This is a genomic window from Salinarchaeum sp. IM2453, from assembly GCF_019693215.1.
Lineage (GTDB): Archaea > Halobacteriota > Halobacteria > Halobacteriales > Salinarchaeaceae > IM2453.
Genome location: NZ_CP081183.1, coordinates 2,387,284 through 2,404,363, shown reverse-complemented (window position 1 = coordinate 2,404,363; position 17,080 = coordinate 2,387,284). Strand labels below are relative to the sequence as shown.

Genomic DNA, 17,080 nt, shown 5'->3' with positions numbered 1-17,080 from the left:
ATAAAATGACAGATGTGAGAGTCGGCGTTGACGTCGGCGGAACATTTACAGATGTTGTATTAGCAGCTAAAGATCATCTAGAGACTGCGAAAGTACCAACGACTGACAACCAGAGTGAAGGGGTTATCGCTGGAATTCAAAAAGCATGCACTAAAGCAGATATTGATCCAGCAACGATTGATAGATTTATTCATGGGATGACCGTTTCGACAAACGCGTTACTCGAACAGAACGGTGCCAAGACAGCGTTAATCACGACAGAAGGGTTTCGGGATGTCTTAGAAATCGGCCGTCAAGATCGACCAAGTCTATACGATCTTGATGTCGATCGCCCTACTCCCCTCGTTCCTCGTCGTAGACGACATGAGATAAGTGAGCGATCGACAACTGAGAGAGTTGTAGAGTCAGTAGATCCAGATGAGGTTCGAGACATTGTTGCATCGCTGGACGACGATGTACAAAGTATTGCAGTTTCATTACTCCATGCATATGCCCACCCCGAAAATGAGCAAGCGGTGGTAGATATTCTTCGCGAGGAAACCACAGCTCATGTTTCAGCTTCGCATGAAGTGCTTGCAGAATTTCGGGAGTTTGAACGTACGTCAACAACGGTTGTTGATGCATATGTGACCCCAGCGATTGACCGCTATTTGGGTCGGCTTGTTACCCGTGCAGAGGAGATAAATCTTCCAGAACCGTCGATCATGCAATCGAATGGGGGTATTGCAAGTGTCCCTACCGTTCGTGATAACGCCGTCACAACGGCACTATCGGGTCCAGCAGCTGGTGTGGTTGGAGCAAGTGCAGTCACAGGCAGTGATGCGGACTTAATTACATTCGATATGGGTGGAACTTCATGTGACGTAAGTCTCATCCGAGACGGGCAAGCAACAAGAACGACAGATGTAGACATCGGAGGATATCCGATCGCTGTGCCGATGGTTGATGTGAATACTGTTGGTGCCGGTGGCGGTTCGGTTGCCTGGGTTGATGAAGGTGGTGCACTTCGTGTTGGTCCGCAGTCCGCTGGCGCAAATCCCGGCCCAGCGTGCTATGGAAAGGGAGGTGAATTACCAACAGTGACAGACGCAAACGTTGTTTTGGGCTATATTGGATCAGATTCGGCGCTTGGTGGAGAACTCACTATTGATACCGACGCAGCAAAGGAGGCTGTGAACGATGTTGCAGATCAAGCTGGTCTCGAAGATTCAATAGAAGCAGCACGAGGAATTTACCGTATTGTCAATGCAGCGATGACGAGAGCCATTCGAACTATGACCGTTGAGCGTGGGTATGATCCACGTGAATTTGGATTAGTTGCGTTCGGTGGTGCCGGCCCGTTACATGCCACTGCAATTGCTGAAGAGCTAGATATTACTCGGGTAGTAATTCCATATGCATCCGGAGTGCTCTCTGCGCAGGGCCTTACTGTTGCACAAGAAAAGCACGATACAGTTCGTACGTATCGCAACCGTCTTTCTGATCTTGACCTCACAAAGGTAAGTGAGCAATTCGAGGAGATTGAAGCTGATTTATCAGCGCGTGTAGAAACAGATAACCTACACTTCCAGCGTGCTGTGGATCTTCGTTATGCCGGACAAAGTTTTGAGCTGACGATTGATATCAGCAATATCGAATCGCAAGCAGAACTTCGGTCGCTGTTCAAAGAAGCATACACAGAGACTTACGGGTATTCGATGGACGATCCAATTGAGCTTGTTAATCTTCGTGTGACCGCTGTTGGAGAACCTCCTTCGGTTGAAACAACCGTTGACTTCCCAAAAACAGATGCACGGATAGGAGCGAGAAAAGCGATGATTGACGGGTCGTTCGTTGAAACGCCTGTATTCGACCGTTCTAAGCTATCACCTGGGCAGACAATCTCTGGTCCAGCGATCTTGGAACAAGATGAGAGCACAACACTTGTACTAGACAACTGGAGTGGTATCGTTCGCCAGAACGGCACCCTTGAGCTGACAAAAGGTGATCAGCATGAGTGATATCGATCCTGTGACGCTTGAGATTCTTCGAAATCGGTTGACAGAGGTCGCTGAGGAGATGGGCAATGTCTTAATTCAGGGAGCATATTCGCCGAATATCAAAGAACGACAAGATTGCTCAACCGCTCTGTTTGATGCCTCTGGTCGAATGATTGCACAGGCAGAGCACATTCCAGTTCATCTTGGTGCTCTCCCAGAAGCAGTAGAAGCAGTTCGCAATCGTGATCCTTCACCAGGCGATGTCTGGGTACTCAATGATCCATTTTCTGGTGGTAACCACCTACCAGATATCACACTTGTGTCTCCAATTGCAGTTGATGAAGAGATTATTGCATATGGCGTATCGCGGGCCCACCATGCTGATGTTGGAGGAATGGTTCCTGGCAGTATGCCAGCCGGGGCAACAGAGATCTATCAGGAAGGTCTTCGAATTCCGCCAGTCAGACTGTACCGCGGCAAAGATACGATTGATGAAGATGTTCTTAATCTTATCTTGACAAACATCCGGGGTCAGCGTGAGCGACGAGCGGACCTTCGTGCACAACTCGCCGCAAACCGCCGTGGCGAAGACCGCATCCGTGAGATTGCAGATGAATACGGTGTCGAGCAGCTTAAGAACGCGTTTGATGCAGTTATTGATTATTCGCGAACTCGAATGCAGCGAGAAATCGAGAAGTTGCCAGATGGGGAGTACACCGCTGAAGAAGCTATGGAGGGAGATGGTGTAACGGAGGATCCCGTTCCAATTGTTGCAACTATTAGAATCCACGGTGACACGATTACTGTCAACTTCGAGGGCACCGCACAGCAGGTTGATGGTAATATTAATGCTCCCCGGGCGGTTGCCAAAAGTGCAGTATACTTCGTTGTCAGAGCAATCACCGATCCAGATATTCCACCAAATCAAGGATGCTACGACCCAGTAACGATATCGATTCCAGAAGGGTCACTGTTAGATCCTACTCCACCAGCCGCAGTTGTTGGTGGAAACGTTGAAACGAGCCAACGCATTACTGATGTTTTGTTTTTATCACTATCTGAACCGCTCGCTGACGAGTTACCCGCACAGAGCCAAGGTACAATGAATAATCTCATTATTGGCGGCCGTCAGGGCAATGAGTTTACGTATTATGAAACGATTGGCGGTGGCTTTGGGGCCCGTCCTGATAAAGATGGTATTGACGGTGTTCACGTAGGGATGACAAATACGCTTAACACCCCTGTTGAAGCACTAGAATCGGAATATCCTATGCACGTTGAGCGGTATATGCTACGTCCAGACAGTGGCGGCGATGGCAAATACCGTGGGGGCATGGGAATTGAGCGTTCGATTACGGTAGATGTTCCAGCAACGGTGTCATTGCTCACTGAACGACGTCGCAGTCCACCGAAGGGAAGCGCCGGTGGAAAACCCGGAGCAACGGGCGAAAATCTAATTGACGGCACACCAGTTGGAGCTAAATCCACACAGAAAGTTGACGCTGGGACAACAGTGAGAGTTCGTACTCCCGGTGGTGGTGGACATGGGCCTCCAGAGCAACGATCCGAAGATGACCGACAGAATGATCGTCAAGATGAAACGGTGAGTTCCAATGAGTAAATTGACCCGTATCGGCGTTGTTGTCCCCTCAACAAACACAACAACGGAAACGGAATTTGGACGTACTATTGACGACAGTTTATCAGTGCATGTTGCTCGCATGCCTCTTTCATCTGTGACAGCCGCCGATCTAAAATCGATGCGTAACAGAGCGACCGGTGCTGTTGAACGGGTCAGTGATGCCTCCGTCGATGCTATCGCCTATGCTTGTACGACTGGAAGCTTACTCGAAGGACCAGAATATGCACGCCGATTAGAATCAGAGTTAGAACAGACAGCCGGTGTTCCGACAGTTGTAACCGCACGGTCAGTTGACCGAGCATTGTCTACTCTCAACAAGACGCAAATCCTTGTTGTAACGCCGTACAATCAAGAACTCGTCGAACGAGAACGATCATATCTGAACGCACTCGGATACAATGTCGTACATATCTCTGGACGAAGACTGGAAAATAATGCTGCTATCGGCGCTTTAAGCCCTGAAGCAGCAGCTGATCAGGTTCTTTCTGAGATAGAAGGTGTATCTGACATCGACGCAGTGTTTATTTCCTGTACTAACTACCCAACATTCTCACGCGTTGAATCTCTAGAGAGCGAGCTGAATGTACCTGTCGTGACAAGCAACAGTGCCACACTCTGGGATGTGCTACAAACAGCAGGAATTGACCCTAACATTGTCCCCGGCCAACTGTCAGCGACTACGACTTGATAAATTTGAATCAACATTTCTTTTGTAGGTACACTTTTACAAGCCACTCAATTTCGAACTTCGATATCCCCAAACAGAGAAAATCCTGTTACAACTAAATCTGGAGAGTCTGTTTCATTTCGCTTATCAGATTCTCGACGTCGATCAGTTGTATCTCCGAAAATATTCAGTGTTTGTAATTTGACATTCCATGATTCAGGAGCTCGAATTTCAACATCGCCGAACACTGCCATTGTCTCAACCATCGCTGGAGATTCCTGAACACTTGCGTTTTCAAGATCCAGTCGTGCATCCCCAAATATAGCGACAAGTTCTCCTCCAGTAAATCGATCAGTCACAGGTCGGCTTTCATCACTTCCAAAAATCCCAATTGCGGTTATCTCTCCCGCACTATGTCCTTCAAGCCGAGTCCGCTGACGTCTTCGGGACCGGTTTACCATGATAAGGACTCCGAAAAGAACGATAAATAGCGGCCACCACGTCCCGATTGCACCGTCCGAAATGATGCCTACATTTCTGAGTAAAAAGGCACCTGCGATTGCAATGATCATAACCGGACCAACAAGATTGCGAAAATCACTACGGAATAACGCCCAGACACCAATAAGAACAAACAGCGCCGGGATCCATCCCCATACTGATCGCATCTCGATAATACCTACTGTCGAAAGCAGCAGAACAATCCCGATGATAACAATAATGCTCCCTGCCGTGATCCTCCCCGATAGATTTCGTGTCATTTAGGCTATTAATTAGGGCATTTTGTGTTATTTTTTACGGCCGTCAATAACTGCGTTAATATCGCCTTGAACAACACCCAGAAACGCTGGCAGGAATACAAATACTGCAAGGAACATAGCGAGTTCATCTCGTTCATCAATTACACGACCAATCGATCGTGCTGTCCACCATAGGATAACGATGTTGAGGATTGGCACAAATAGTCCAATGGTTCGAAGACCAGGTGAACTCTCATCACCATTTGCGGCTTTCATCTGACTGTTGACTTTGTAAAACCAGTACAGAAAATAAATACCTAGTGTAATGAACGATGCAACAATCACAAACCATGGTTGACGTCGTTCAAGATAGTTTGCTACGTCCTTTTCTGCTTCCATGCTGTGCTGTGTTTCAACGTCCATTTCACCATCCTCTTCTGTGGGAATGCCTTCATCGATCTCTGTGGTCATATCTTCTTCTGCTTTTGTTTCAATGTCATCACTTGACATAGTGTATGTGTATAGCTCCAAATGTTAATATAATTACACATTTGGCGACAATTATCTCATCGTCATTCAAAGCTCAGGTAAATTCTTGCTACACTGTTTAGCTGATTGCAGGCGCTAAGCACTCTTCCTTGAGAAGCCGACAACGCGAGTAAGCGGGTAACTCACGTCCAAATGGTGAATATAACTACTAACAAACCTTTGTCCTTCACAACTTTCTTCTGATGTTATTATGGTATGGCTTGTTATGGAAGTTTAATTGTAGGTTAAACCATTTCCTCGGACAAAAGCTACGTTCATGAAAGAATTGTGCTAGTGCCTTGGAACTGAATCTCAGTTCGATTCACATTTGACCTCCGAAGATATATCGAATCTTCCATCGAAGATGGCTGATAATATTGCACTGTGATCTGGGCGCAATGCCAAGGTATGCTTCAACCGGGTCGTATCTTACCCCAGAGAGAAGAGAAAGTGCGACAGCAGTTGCCCGGTGGTTCCCATCGACAATACGTGGACTGGCTAGTGTCTGTGGTGTCACAAGGATGATTCGCTCAACTGAGTTCGTAGGGTACTCTCTAGCTTTTTCCCGAACTTTCGTAAGATCAACTGCAGCCGTTGCCTTTGGTGGGACTGTTTCTTGAGCTATTGTCTGGGCAGCAGAAATGACAGACTCATCTTCCGTAAGCGCATCCCAGCCAATCCCGTCTGGTGACTCTATGACACGAAGGTTTCGTAATTGTGACTCAGATAACCGACATCGATACCAAGCAACAGGTTCTGGATTCCACAAGTGGTGGCTTGCTCCGTCTGCTTGATCAACAAGGATTTCAAGCAGGTCGCGCTCATCATCAGTTTCAGTGATGTTTTGCTCAGGTTCCTCACATGCCTCTAAGCGTATCCAGTGCCTGAGCACTTCTTTTCGTGAAACTTCCTCAACAATCCCAGAGCTTTGCAGAAATGGCAACATGTAGAATCCTATCCATTAGTCATCGGCGACCGCAATGGATGACCGCTTTGCTCAATGTAATTAAGTGCACTGTCAAAAGCATCAATAACCTCTTCAAACTCTCCCCGATGTGTCCACTCCCCTTCTGGAGTCGCCGTGTATACATCAAAATCGTCTCCACGGTATTGGTGGCTTTCGACGTACAATTCTTCGTGTACGGTTCCCGTCTCGTCACGAAGTAACCAGATCCCGAGTTCTTTTCCACCTTCTAGATCCTGACGACGGTTCCATTCCATACAGTATGTTTTCATGTAACAATATAATTCTCTTGATCATACAACATATAACAGCTATTTGTGAGTTGGCTACTGAGATCAACTGTCTAAACAATCAGTGAATCCGTACTGGCGGTTCGCTGGACTCTCCCAAGGTTTGACTCTCAGGTGAATTCATAAATGTCAAAAATGACACTGCGTCAAAGGAAGTTTCGAGGAACGGACTCCCAATCCCAACCGCGGTACTTAATCACTGGAGAGAAGTCCTTCGGGATAGCCCCATGTGAACGAAGGAACTGAATGACTCCAGGTCGTCCACCAAAGTCTCCTTCAAACCAGTCAAATACTGCAGGGATAGTAACGGTCTCTGTTTGTTCATCAAATTTAGTCTCCGCCTGCAGATATCGGTCAACTGCAGCATTGAGCTGTGGGTCAAGTTGTGACGGGTTGTATACAACAACCGGAGGACAACTTCGTGCCCCACAGTTGAGCGCAAAATGAATTCGCGGATCAAGCTCCTGCACTTCTAGTTGACTAAGCAGGTCAACCGAGGCAAATGGTTCGTACTTTAGCTTTGATTTCTGGCGCTTTCTGAGTATTCCGTGTTCAATATCATTCAAAGACAGTTGCTGACCAGCAATTGTAATAGGCTGATCAAAAAAACCAGGGTCAGTTGGGCCTTTGGACGTTTCATGCAGTAAGTGCTGTACTGCCAAATTGTACCCGTTAATCCAAAACGCAAACCGCTTTTTCTCTGACATCGAGACCACAGCATCGAATGAGATATCATCAAGTAATGCTCCAACAGCGGGAGAATCTCCGTGTCTAAACCGATCAAGTGTAGTCCGGACGGCTTTTTCCGGCTTCGACGAATCAAGATGCGTTGACATTTAACACTCATTGTGGCCCAAAAAGCATAACGTTTACACCGATTTCACCCACGATGGCTAGGTTGAAAGGCTGTAGTGAACTACCCCTGTCTACTCGCTTCCGTTAGTCGCTCCTTGAAGACGGAGATCCAGCGGTCACTCAGCCACATCAAACCATGCAACTTGATACCAGACATTGAATTGTGATGGGATTTACTCCTGAGGCTGGCTTCGAGTGGGATCATATCCACGGTCAAACTCCATCTCACCGTCACCAGCAAGTAGGGCTGGGACAATCCGAATCAACGCCTGTGGAGACTAACACCGCTGTGGACACGGATGCCACCCATGAAGTGTCTGCAAGTGCCGTCGTGGAACCAGAAACTCCTGTCCGAAAGGCAGGAAGCACCGCACTCAACAAAGTGAGGGCGCAGCCTGAGCGGAGGAGTGCGGGGTAAGTTCACACGGAGTTGTCTGGATCTTGAATCACTATCATCCCATATATAGGTATAGTATTATGCTGGCTGGTAGACTTCTATGAGCACTCTAGAATGGATTAGAGAGATGTGTCTTTGGGATTGTATTCCGCACTGTCACGAGGGGATCAACAACCTGACTAATTTCCAATCCTCCAATGAGACTGGACAGCATATATGCGTCAGTCGTATCCATATCGTGCTCAGCAGCAAGTAACTCAACTGCATCTTGGTTGGCTAATTTACTTGCTGCTTCCATTGTTTCTGCACTGGCCAGTGTTTTCCACTTATCTGGCGTCTCAACAAGTGGACGGTTCAGGTCTATTGCAGGATTCTGAATCACGTCGATAGTCACGTCAATTGATGTTGCAATTTCAGATCCAGTCCCGCACATTTCACCATCTGCCATCGCTGCCTTACAGCGTTAGCAAGGCGAAAGCCCATCGGCTTTAGCCGTGGGATGAAGCCGACATAATATGCCACAAACCACCTGACATAGGCTGGTTGTAATCCCAACGTTTACGATAATCTATCACATAACGAACTGTTTGAGCGACCGGCCACAGCGAACCAATACCTACACCGCTAATGCAACCAGCGACAGGTATCGGCAGTGTTTGTTTGACTGGCTGGCCGCCCAACCCCCACTCTGGAATCAGATCACCTACCGACGCCGACACCAATACTTCAGCGACGATGGTGACGTGTGGAACGCCGAGTACACCGACCTCTACGACGAGTATGCCCCCATACTTGGGAAGGCAACCTGCCAGCAGATTGCTCGCAAGAATAGCGAAGCATGGCGCAGTCACTTCCGGTTGCTCGACCAGTATCACGACGACTCCAACACCGCAGTGACCGAGAAACCCTCACCACCGGGCTACTGGGGGAACCGAAAAGAAGGCTACGAGTTGCACGGCCTCGTCCGAAACGACCTCTACACGTTCGACTGGGACGAAGACCGGAGTACGCTTGAATTTGGTGTCGGTGACGTTCTCGAAGACCGCTACGACTTCGAGCACAACGAGCGTATCACACTCGAAGTCAACGGCAACCCACAGTGGGATGGTGACGATAGCCGATTGGAACTCATCTACGAGGAGCACGCTGACCAGCTTCGTGTCCAGCATCCTGTCCGCATTCACCCAGACACACTCAGAGAACAGCGAGAGGATGCCTTCACTCACACACTCGACACAGAGAACACGACGCAGGCAGCCGCAATCGACGTAGGTGCAAACAATACATTGGCTGTTGTCACCGAGCGTGGTGAGACAGCGGTCTACCACGCTCGTCCAGAGTTTGACCGATTCCAGAGCTATTCCGAGCGAATCGCCACACTCCAGTCGGAACTCCCAGAAGATGAATACACGAGCAATCGTATCAAGCGACTCTACGACGCTCGATCACGCAAACGCGATCATAGTCGTGATGCGGCGGTGAAACACGCCACAGAGTGGCTGCTTGAACGCAACGTTGACACGGTGTACGTTGGTGAGTTGACCGATGTGCTGGACACGTACTGGAGTGCTGAGGTGAACGAAAAGAACCACGCTTTCTGGTCACACCGACAGCTCTTGGAGCGGATAGAATTGACACTCGGCGATGTTGGTATCACACTCCGGGAAGTGAGCGAAGTCAATTCGAGTAGCGAGTGTCCCGAGTGTGGGAGTAGTGATGTCACTCGGAGAGGCGATTCGTTTCGGTGTCAAGACTGCGAGCTAAACGCTCACAGTGACGTGGCAGGAGCGTGGAACATCTTGCAGCAAGAAGTGGGGCCGATGGCCCGGCCCGCTGCCCTGTCTGCTGAACGCGGCAGGGACGCACCCCACGAGGGGGCGTACTGGCAGTGGAACGAACACGACTGGAGACCCGCCGATGTTGAGGAACAGTCGCGTTCATTCGACCAACCCAGCGTCAGCAAACCCGCACGTTCACAGCCGGGGTAATCGATCTGGTTGGATTACCCACGGAGGAATCCCACGGCTTCAGTCGTGGGAGGAGGTCAATTCATCTGGGATTGTTTCAATAAGGTCTGAGTCTGTCTGTACCTCGCCGAAGACTGTCTCGGGTCTCGATAGTGATTGAAGTTCCTGGTTTGACGGCGGCGATTGGGTCCATGTCAGGTGCAAATTCATAAATTGCTCCTGCTTCGTGGGTGACGGTATGTCGACTCATATACAATAGTGTATCCGCTATCTCTGTAAACACTCTGGCTAAACTATATTTGCCCCCATTGGCATTGGGGCTTCTAGAGGGAATTGCCCGAACACCCACAATGAGTTAAAATACTGATAAAATTGTCGAGAAGGCACTGCTAGATTGAGATTGAAATGAAAGGAGTTCTTCGAGGGAAGTGGGAAAATGCTCTTCGAAGAACTCCAACTAGACATAACGGATTCTTCGGATGTGGAGTTTTTGGATAGTGATCGGACGCGCACGCCAGCCTGGTTGATCAGGCTGACGTGTGCTGCTCACGCCGGAGCCGCCTCGTTAGCCGAGTGTCGAGATCTCTGTGAGTGGTTCGGCGTCGAACGACGCCGAGCCACGATCCATCACTGGTACCAAGCCTACGCCGAGTACTACGATCAGGACTTCACCGCTGAACCAGATCGTATCGCTGTCGATGAAAAGCAAATTCAGCTTGAAAATGAACAGAAAGCGTGGCTCTACGCTGCAATCGATGTAGATACGAAAGTCGTGCTCCACGCACAACTTTCGTGGCACAGAGGCCGTGATCCTGCTGAACAGTTTTTAGACGAACTGAAAGAGAAACACCGTGTCTCCGACGCGGAGTTTCTCGTCGATGGCATGGGCTACCTCACCGCGCTTGCTCGGACTGATCTGAGTGGTGAGCTCAACTATACTGACCGCAACATGGTCGAAAAACTCTTTCAGACCTATACGATGCGAATCAAACGCTTTCACGAAACGTGGAACGGCAGTCAAGCCAGCGCCGAGCGCTGGCTGACTGCCTACACTGCCTACTATAATCACCATCGCAGCCACCAAGCACTCGACAATCAACCGCCAGTTGAAGCACTCAAACAGCGAGGGTCAATCTAGCAGTGCCGTCGAGAAGGAAACTACTCTTAAAAGCAAGTTCTGATCTCAAATGCTAATCGCTTATCCTAAGTACTGTACGACTAAATCTTGGTGATCTATCAAATATTTAGGAAACTTAACCAAAGTGTAATAATCAGTTGTTAACCTCGAGCCTATACTGCTGTAGAGACAAATAAGGAGGAAATACGGTTAATTGCAGTCTCAATATCTGATCTATCAATATCAAGATGTGTGCAGAATCGAGCCGTATACGTTCCGTACTCGGTCCCCAACACACCCTCATCATCACATAGTTCAAGAAACTCAGCAGCGGTCATCCCCGTGTCTGTCGTATCCACAAGAACAATGTTTGTTTCAGGGTATGTGACATCAAGCTCTGGAACTTCTGCAAGTGCTTCTGCAAGATGGGTTGCATTTTTGTGATCTTCGTGCAACCGATCAATATTCTCAAGTGCTATCAATGCTGGCCCAGCGATGATACCAGCTTGCCGCATGCCCCCTCCGAGAAGCTTTCTATGTCTGCGTGCTGCTTCAATGAATTCTGTATTCCCAACAAGGACCGATCCAACTGGGGCACCTAGCCCTTTTGACAGACAAACAGATGCTGAATCAACCTTAGCAGTAAGCTTGCTTGCTGGTATGTTTTGGGCAACTGCTGCATTGAATATCCGAGCACCATCTAAATGCACTGGAATCCCTAAGTCGTGCGCCGTCTCCGCGGCAGCATTAATGCGATCTGGTGAGATAGCAATCCCACCCCGGCTGTTGTGTGTGTTCTCTAAGCTGAGGAGTCCGGTACCTGGTTTGTGTAGACTTTCTTCTTGATACGCTTCTGTAATTTGCTCTGGTGCTGGAATACCCCGTTCATGGCTATCGATTGGACGAGGTTGAACCTCTGAAAGCTGGGCTAGTCCACCTACCTCCCACTCATATATGTGACATTTGTCGTCAAGAATCACTTCCTGCCCACGGTCAGTGTGCGTCCGAACTGCAATTTGGTTCCCCATCGTTCCTGATGGGACAAATAGCCCAGCCTCAAACCCAAGTCGCGTCGCAAGACGTGACTCCAGTTTTTCAACAGTCGGATCTTCTTTGTACACATCATCGCCAACTGGAGCAGATCGAGCCGTTTCTCGCATCTGCTCACTTGGCGTCGTGACCGTGTCACTTCGCAGGTCTACCATACATTAAATTAGATATCCGTATAAAAAGCTTTCCCGGTATTTGTTTTATTTGCCAAATATGTATAATGAAATTTACTGATAAAATATACGTTTGTTAGATATGTGTGGTAAAGACAAAACGCTCTGGAGATTGTTCTGGAAACGGTTTATAATTCACCAGCAATTGTTTCTAGGAACACGGATTCTAGCCTTTCAATGAGAAATGTAATTGTGCTCAATAGTATAAAGAAGGCAATAATTCCAAAGAGCAATGCGAGTACAGTTACTTTCGGTGGTATTCTAATGAAGGACATGAGAGTAGTGCTTGTGCGCCTGTAATTTCTCAGTATTATTTCCATGGAAATTATATTTTTCCATTATTATAATGGTTTATATGTTTATTATTAACGCAAATACTGTGGCAATTCGAAAATAGTTACAATTGGCTGATAGGTATTTATATTATATATTTAATTGTATTAGTGACAGGTTCTGATACCCGTCACTGGCCCGCTTGCATGCCGTCTCCTTAGCGATTATCAAGTCGACTGCCCCCACGATCCCAGTTAGTGGAGGGGAGTCAGTGAAGTATCTCGGTGTCACATCCAGATCCTCCAAGACACTCGGGCTACTTTCTCTGTGGATGACTACCTCCCTGTTTAAGATTCATTGAAATGAGGCTGACTAAGCCTATGGACAACGATTTTCAACTCAAAAATAACATTTCTTTGTTCATAGCACCGCAATTTCTTTGTTCAATATTAACATATACAGAATTGTGATTAGTGTTCCTGACGACTCATTTTACATACTGGCATTTAGTGGGGGAGCTTTACTTCTGTTGCCGGTAATTGTGTTACTTGTGTTTAGCATTGATGTGGCCCTTGATAAGTACCTATATGCAGTTGTTATTCTTTTCTTGTCTTCTATGCTTGGAGTTGCTTTGAGTGCTAAGCTTGAATGGATGGTTATAACTAGTGCAGATGCCCCCCTCTTTCTTGACTACCGTGATCTTCGAAATGCAACGGCTGCGGTTATCGTCGGAACTATCATTACACTTGGTCTTACTGTCGAATTGGGAGTCCCAACGGTTGTTTCTGCAAGTATTGTAGGAATTATTGCTGCTATCTTCTTTTCATCAGTTGCTGTTCCGGCATACTGTGGTGCCTTTGTTGGTATGACTGCACCGGAATTGATCCCGACCTACTGGCACGCACTATTCGCTGGAGGGTTTGCGAGCATTGTCTATGCTGTCTCCCAGCCAGTATTCCAAGGAGTTGGTGGAAAGCTTGGGACAATTGCGTTTGTCGGAACAACACTTACTGTCGTTCTTAGCGATGGGACGTTTCAGTCCGTTCACGTTCCAACATCAACAATCGTCATTCTGATCGTAATCTACTCGATAATTGGAGCGGTAGTAACCTTTGCTATCCACGATTATACCGTGGCTGACGCGGTGTTCGCTTCTGGAATTGTCGGTCTCGCCGGAGGTGTATTACTACCGATTTTATATCCATCAACAGGAGAGATGATGGCGGCTAGTGTTTTTGCAGCCTCTTTTGCTGGGATGTCTGATTCAGCACGGCTACCAGCCTTGTATTGGCTTATCCCCGTAGGCGCTATTGTTGGGCTTTTCTTTGTATACTCTCTTCCGTATATTGGAGGTTCTGGTGGAAAGCTTGGAACAATTGCATTTGGTTCGGTTCTTGCCGTACATGGGTTTCTTGCTGTAACTGGAAAGATTGATATCAACCAGCTGACCCAGTTTCCTGAGCAAAACATCACTTAGCCCGACTTGGTTATCACTCGATGCATATCATTCGGTCATCATATGATACCAGAAGCCAGGACGTATAGTCCCACCACAGTCAGGATAGACGGCACTAACCACCGATCAACCCACTGTGGCGTTCCAGCAGAGGCGACTCGATGCCCAAGAATTTCTGCAGCAAGATAGATACCTCCGGCAGCAACAGTATACGTCATAGCAATAACTCCAAGTTCAGTTGGCGTGAGTTCTACAAAAAACGGAACAAACACAGCAATATTTTCGCCGCTAAGTCCAATACCGGCGGCTGTAACGGCTACAATCCTCCCTCTAGACGATCTAACAATTGGGGGCTCTATATCTGGTGTCGATCGATAATGGATTAATCCCCAGATACCCATTGCAAACGGAAGAAGTCCAAGTAGGAATGTCCATTCCTGTAGAAACTCTGCAGCAAGCACTGCACTCCCTATTGCGAGAAATAAGCCGATCAGAAATCCAGTATAATGCCCGATAATAATTTCAAATCTGCGATAATCGTCGTCGGCACAAAATGCTGTCAACACAGCAAATGTGTCGATATGAGTTATAAGGAACAATGCAAGTGCGGTATAGATAACTGAACTCACGGTGGGATTCTGATTAGGTTAACTACTATTCATTAGAACATAAATTGTTCACTACAAAGCAATTTTACAGGGGGGAGAAGAAGATGCCTCGAAACTTGACCTCAGGGGAGATAAGTCATCGGTCGACTGACTCTCAAGTCAAGGACAGTGAACGTGACTGGTCAAACCAGAGCCTCCCGTGATACACGGGGGGAACAGGAGTCCGCTGACAAGCCTCGGGGCTTGACTCCGACGCACTTATACTACAGCTACATGAGAGAGGATTTGATCCACACCTCTCAAAGCACAAGCTCTGATAAATCCTATATGTTAGAAATTGGTACTTAAGGGAAGGCTACAAAATTGATTGTTCTTACCGACGGAATCAAATATAGATGGTTATAATGACCCGATGGTCATACAGACGCCAACGATAGTTATGTCGCTTATGTCGAATAAAGGAATAAAAAGTGGATTTACGCCGATTCTTCTGGCAAATCTTTTGCCGCTGTTTGGTGTTCTTGCCTTTAGCTGGGATGCAGCAATGGTTGTTGGATTATATGTACTTGAGCTTGGCTTGATGATATTTCTTGCTGCTGGAAAGGCACTATTCGCTGCACGTCCACCAAAGTTAGAGGACGAGTCGGCTGACAATGCGCCTGGAGAAGGTCAAGATGACAAAGGGATGTTGGTAGGCGATCAGATTAAAGCGAAGCGTGGAAGTATAGAAGTTGTCCCGTGGCTTCCACCTGTTTATCCTCGAAATATTGGATTTGCAAAGCAGCTGGTGTTCGGCGGAACCGTATATGGATTCATCTTCATTGTTTCTCTATTTGCTGATATTTTAGCAGAGATTCGCATTGAGCCGATTGTTGTACTCAGTGCGATTACCCTGTTTGCCGGTCAGCTAATGGAAGTGTACAGAAACTATATTCAGCAAGAGCGATATAAGCAGGTTACTCCACGAGCCGTGGTGAACACGCCGTTTCGCCAAGGTTTCTTTCTTGTATTCTTACTTTTTATTGGGCTTCCAATCAGCGAGGTGCTTGGAGAATTAGTCAATACATTTGCTGGTAACTTAATAGAACTTGATCAGGCAACTGTTGGACTTCTTCCGCTCGTTGTAGGGAAAATCTTGATCGACTGGTCAGCATTTGCTAGCGACCGCGGCGTTACAACGAGTCGAGTAACAAACTGGCTCGCAGGACCAACGCGTGAAGGCCGAACTCTGCCTGAGATTTCAGTTCCTGATATAGACCCAGATGGATGCGTACAGATCAATCCGAGAACCGTAGCCAAGTCGAGTTTATTCTATGGGTTATGGAAATTTGTGTTTATTGCGCCCTGGGTACTTGTGCTATCTCTTTACATCGGCGGCCTCTTTGCAGAAGCAACTGGTGACTGGGGTTGGATCATTGCTCCAAGTGTTGCGCTACTTGGTATTGTGCTGATTCTTGGCATTGACACTCTTGAGTATTATTTACAATATGGCCACATGGAATACTACCGGTATGACGGAAAAATCATTGGATATGATCAGCTACTTGAAGAATACCAGTGGTCAATGCCAAAACCAGGCTACAGGAACACTGGAATTATTCAACATCGTCTCTCTGATCGCATTCTTGGAACAAAAACAATCTGGATGAAACACGGATGGAACGAAGATAAGCTAGAACGTCACATTGGTCCAACGACAAAGGTTAATCAGACCATTAGCGAACTTTCTTTGCCCATCACGTCAACTAAACTTCGCTCTGCTCGCGTTCCTATGGCTATTGCTGGTGGATTAGTGATGGTCTTTTTCTGTGGCCCGGCTATCCTCCTTGTAGCCTCCATCCTATATCCAGAGACGGTCAACATTGAACCTGGAGATATGATCGGCGGCGTAGTTCCCGCTCTATTTGTATTTATTTTTGCTATGGTCGGAATCAAAGTGTGGCTGCATGATCGAGATGGCTGATCTGAACAGCCTCAGGGTCAAGTCCTGTATCATTCGCCTCGATACGCTACGAATGATTTTGCTCTGCTCGCTTTCGCTGGTTGATCCTGAGGACAGGACTCAGCGCCTCACCGTACCGCTAACTCAAAGCTATTTTTGGAGTGGCAACTAATCTTCCATTATGTAGTATTCTTCTTTACATTCTGAGCAGACCGGTTCACCATTGATCCGAGTCATTGCCCCATTATCTTCACAGATTGAACATATCGCTGATTTCGAGAGATTTTCTCCTTCTGTGTCAGCCCCTGAGAGGCGGTCTTGTCCAGACCATAACAGATATAACATACCGATGGCAGCGAGTCCAACAATAATTGCCACGAGGGTAGTAATAACGAATAGCATGTAGGATGTCTTTGATATCAACAAATACCA

The 17,080-nt window shown here is 47.4% G+C and carries 17 protein-coding genes and 1 pseudogene; 8 read left to right on the top strand and 10 right to left on the bottom strand.

The genetic code is table 11. The features are described 5' to 3' along the window. Nucleotides 1-5 precede the first annotated feature (5 nt). From K0C01_RS11450 to K0C01_RS11440, 3 genes are read left to right on the top strand one after another with little or no spacing between them, the layout of a single operon-like run. Nucleotides 6-2,000: a hydantoinase/oxoprolinase family protein gene (locus K0C01_RS11450; RefSeq protein WP_221169829.1), complete on the top strand. Its 1,995-nt coding sequence runs from the start codon at nt 6-8 to the stop codon at nt 1,998-2,000. Beyond that, nucleotides 1,993-3,600 (top strand): hydantoinase B/oxoprolinase family protein, encoded by a 1,608-nt coding sequence (locus tag K0C01_RS11445; protein ID WP_221169828.1) that lies wholly within the window; start codon nt 1,993-1,995, stop codon nt 3,598-3,600. The genes K0C01_RS11450 and K0C01_RS11445 overlap by 8 nt, the downstream gene beginning before the upstream one ends. Beyond that, the gene (locus K0C01_RS11440; protein ID WP_221169827.1) at nt 3,593-4,309 is read left to right on the top strand and encodes a maleate cis-trans isomerase family protein; all 717 of its coding nucleotides are present in this window, start codon (nt 3,593-3,595) and stop codon (nt 4,307-4,309) included. Before K0C01_RS11445 ends, K0C01_RS11440 begins: the two co-directional genes overlap by 8 nt. 47 nt (nt 4,310-4,356) lie before the next feature. Here K0C01_RS11440 and K0C01_RS11435 read toward each other — a convergent pair whose 3' ends face one another. From K0C01_RS11435 to K0C01_RS11415, 5 genes are all read right to left on the bottom strand, one after another. Beyond that, nucleotides 4,357-5,049, bottom strand: coding sequence for a LiaF transmembrane domain-containing protein (locus K0C01_RS11435; protein ID WP_221169826.1), 693 nt, complete (start codon nt 5,047-5,049; stop codon nt 4,357-4,359). 27 nt (nt 5,050-5,076) lie between these two features. Then, complete coding sequence (locus tag K0C01_RS11430; protein WP_221169825.1) at nt 5,077-5,538, bottom strand: DUF4234 domain-containing protein; 462 nt, start codon at nt 5,536-5,538, stop codon at nt 5,077-5,079. Nucleotides 5,539-5,878: 340 nt separating this feature from the next. Further along, nucleotides 5,879-6,502 carry a hypothetical protein gene (locus K0C01_RS11425; RefSeq protein WP_221169824.1) on the bottom strand — a complete coding sequence of 208 codons (624 nt, stop codon included), beginning with the start codon at nt 6,500-6,502 and terminating at the stop codon, nt 5,879-5,881. Between the two features lie 8 nt (nt 6,503-6,510). Further along, complete coding sequence (locus K0C01_RS11420) at nt 6,511-6,777, bottom strand: hypothetical protein (RefSeq protein ID WP_221169823.1); 267 nt, start codon at nt 6,775-6,777, stop codon at nt 6,511-6,513. Nucleotides 6,778-6,956: 179 nt separating this feature from the next. After that, nucleotides 6,957-7,646 (bottom strand): DUF547 domain-containing protein, encoded by a 690-nt coding sequence (locus K0C01_RS11415; RefSeq protein WP_221169822.1) that lies wholly within the window; start codon nt 7,644-7,646, stop codon nt 6,957-6,959. Between the two features lie 185 nt (nt 7,647-7,831). Here K0C01_RS11415 and K0C01_RS11410 point away from each other — a divergent pair, with 185 nt between their 5' ends. After that, nucleotides 7,832-8,083: a hypothetical protein gene (locus K0C01_RS11410; protein WP_221169821.1), complete on the top strand. Its 252-nt coding sequence runs from the start codon at nt 7,832-7,834 to the stop codon at nt 8,081-8,083. A gap of 88 nt (nt 8,084-8,171) precedes the next feature. Here K0C01_RS11410 and K0C01_RS11405 read toward each other — a convergent pair. Beyond that, nucleotides 8,172-8,522 (bottom strand): annotated as a pseudogene (locus K0C01_RS11405) (acetamidase); the annotation flags it as partial. 127 nt (nt 8,523-8,649) lie between these two features. On the opposite strand from K0C01_RS11405, the gene K0C01_RS11400 reads away from it, so the two are divergent. After that, nucleotides 8,650-10,050, top strand: coding sequence for an RNA-guided endonuclease TnpB family protein (locus tag K0C01_RS11400; protein ID WP_221169820.1), 1,401 nt, complete (start codon nt 8,650-8,652; stop codon nt 10,048-10,050). A 76-nt stretch (nt 10,051-10,126) separates the two neighbouring features. Here K0C01_RS11400 and K0C01_RS11395 read toward each other — a convergent pair whose 3' ends face one another. After that, nucleotides 10,127-10,279: a hypothetical protein gene (locus K0C01_RS11395; protein ID WP_221169819.1), complete on the bottom strand. Its 153-nt coding sequence runs from the start codon at nt 10,277-10,279 to the stop codon at nt 10,127-10,129. A 186-nt stretch (nt 10,280-10,465) separates the two neighbouring features. On the opposite strand from K0C01_RS11395, the gene K0C01_RS11390 reads away from it, so the two are divergent. Further along, nucleotides 10,466-11,167 (top strand): IS6 family transposase, encoded by a 702-nt coding sequence (locus K0C01_RS11390; RefSeq protein WP_221169818.1) that lies wholly within the window; start codon nt 10,466-10,468, stop codon nt 11,165-11,167. A gap of 152 nt (nt 11,168-11,319) precedes the next feature. On the opposite strand, the gene K0C01_RS11385 is transcribed toward K0C01_RS11390, so the two are convergent. Further along, nucleotides 11,320-12,351: a threonine aldolase family protein gene (locus tag K0C01_RS11385; protein ID WP_221169817.1), complete on the bottom strand. Its 1,032-nt coding sequence runs from the start codon at nt 12,349-12,351 to the stop codon at nt 11,320-11,322. A 757-nt stretch (nt 12,352-13,108) separates the two neighbouring features. Here K0C01_RS11385 and K0C01_RS11380 point away from each other — a divergent pair. Beyond that, nucleotides 13,109-14,119, top strand: coding sequence for a hypothetical protein (locus K0C01_RS11380; protein ID WP_221169816.1), 1,011 nt, complete (start codon nt 13,109-13,111; stop codon nt 14,117-14,119). A gap of 38 nt (nt 14,120-14,157) precedes the next feature. Here K0C01_RS11380 and K0C01_RS11375 read toward each other — a convergent pair whose 3' ends face one another. Then, complete coding sequence (locus K0C01_RS11375; RefSeq protein ID WP_221169815.1) at nt 14,158-14,727, bottom strand: cadmium resistance transporter; 570 nt, start codon at nt 14,725-14,727, stop codon at nt 14,158-14,160. A 427-nt stretch (nt 14,728-15,154) separates the two neighbouring features. Here K0C01_RS11375 and K0C01_RS11370 point away from each other — a divergent pair, with 427 nt between their 5' ends. Then, on the top strand, nt 15,155-16,669 hold the full coding sequence (locus K0C01_RS11370; protein ID WP_221169814.1) for a DUF6498-containing protein: 1,515 nt from the start codon (nt 15,155-15,157) through the stop codon (nt 16,667-16,669). Between the two features lie 147 nt (nt 16,670-16,816). On the opposite strand, the gene K0C01_RS11365 is transcribed toward K0C01_RS11370, so the two are convergent. Continuing rightward, nucleotides 16,817-17,050 carry a hypothetical protein gene (locus K0C01_RS11365; protein WP_221169813.1) on the bottom strand — a complete coding sequence of 78 codons (234 nt, stop codon included), beginning with the start codon at nt 17,048-17,050 and terminating at the stop codon, nt 16,817-16,819. Between the last annotated feature and the right edge of the window lie 30 nt (nt 17,051-17,080).

What these genes read in the sequence shown, in the direction of transcription:
- K0C01_RS11450 (WP_221169829.1), top strand. Translation starts at nt 6, where the DNA reads ATGACAGATGTGAGAGTCGGCGTTGACGTCGGCGGAACATTTACAGAT.
- K0C01_RS11445 (WP_221169828.1), top strand. Translation starts at nt 1,993, where the DNA reads ATGAGTGATATCGATCCTGTGACGCTTGAGATTCTTCGAAATCGGTTG.
- K0C01_RS11440 (WP_221169827.1), top strand. Translation starts at nt 3,593, where the DNA reads ATGAGTAAATTGACCCGTATCGGCGTTGTTGTCCCCTCAACAAACACA.
- K0C01_RS11435 (WP_221169826.1), bottom strand. Translation starts at nt 5,049, where the DNA reads ATGACACGAAATCTATCGGGGAGGATCACGGCAGGGAGCATTATTGTT.
- K0C01_RS11430 (WP_221169825.1), bottom strand. Translation starts at nt 5,538, where the DNA reads ATGTCAAGTGATGACATTGAAACAAAAGCAGAAGAAGATATGACCACA.
- K0C01_RS11425 (WP_221169824.1), bottom strand. Translation starts at nt 6,502, where the DNA reads ATGTTGCCATTTCTGCAAAGCTCTGGGATTGTTGAGGAAGTTTCACGA.
- K0C01_RS11420 (WP_221169823.1), bottom strand. Translation starts at nt 6,777, where the DNA reads ATGGAATGGAACCGTCGTCAGGATCTAGAAGGTGGAAAAGAACTCGGG.
- K0C01_RS11415 (WP_221169822.1), bottom strand. Translation starts at nt 7,646, where the DNA reads ATGTCAACGCATCTTGATTCGTCGAAGCCGGAAAAAGCCGTCCGGACT.
- K0C01_RS11410 (WP_221169821.1), top strand. Translation starts at nt 7,832, where the DNA reads ATGGGATTTACTCCTGAGGCTGGCTTCGAGTGGGATCATATCCACGGT.
- K0C01_RS11395 (WP_221169819.1), bottom strand. Translation starts at nt 10,279, where the DNA reads ATGAGTCGACATACCGTCACCCACGAAGCAGGAGCAATTTATGAATTT.
- K0C01_RS11390 (WP_221169818.1), top strand. Translation starts at nt 10,466, where the DNA reads ATGCTCTTCGAAGAACTCCAACTAGACATAACGGATTCTTCGGATGTG.
- K0C01_RS11385 (WP_221169817.1), bottom strand. Translation starts at nt 12,351, where the DNA reads ATGGTAGACCTGCGAAGTGACACGGTCACGACGCCAAGTGAGCAGATG.
- K0C01_RS11370 (WP_221169814.1), top strand. Translation starts at nt 15,155, where the DNA reads ATGTCGAATAAAGGAATAAAAAGTGGATTTACGCCGATTCTTCTGGCA.
- K0C01_RS11365 (WP_221169813.1), bottom strand. Translation starts at nt 17,050, where the DNA reads ATGCTATTCGTTATTACTACCCTCGTGGCAATTATTGTTGGACTCGCT.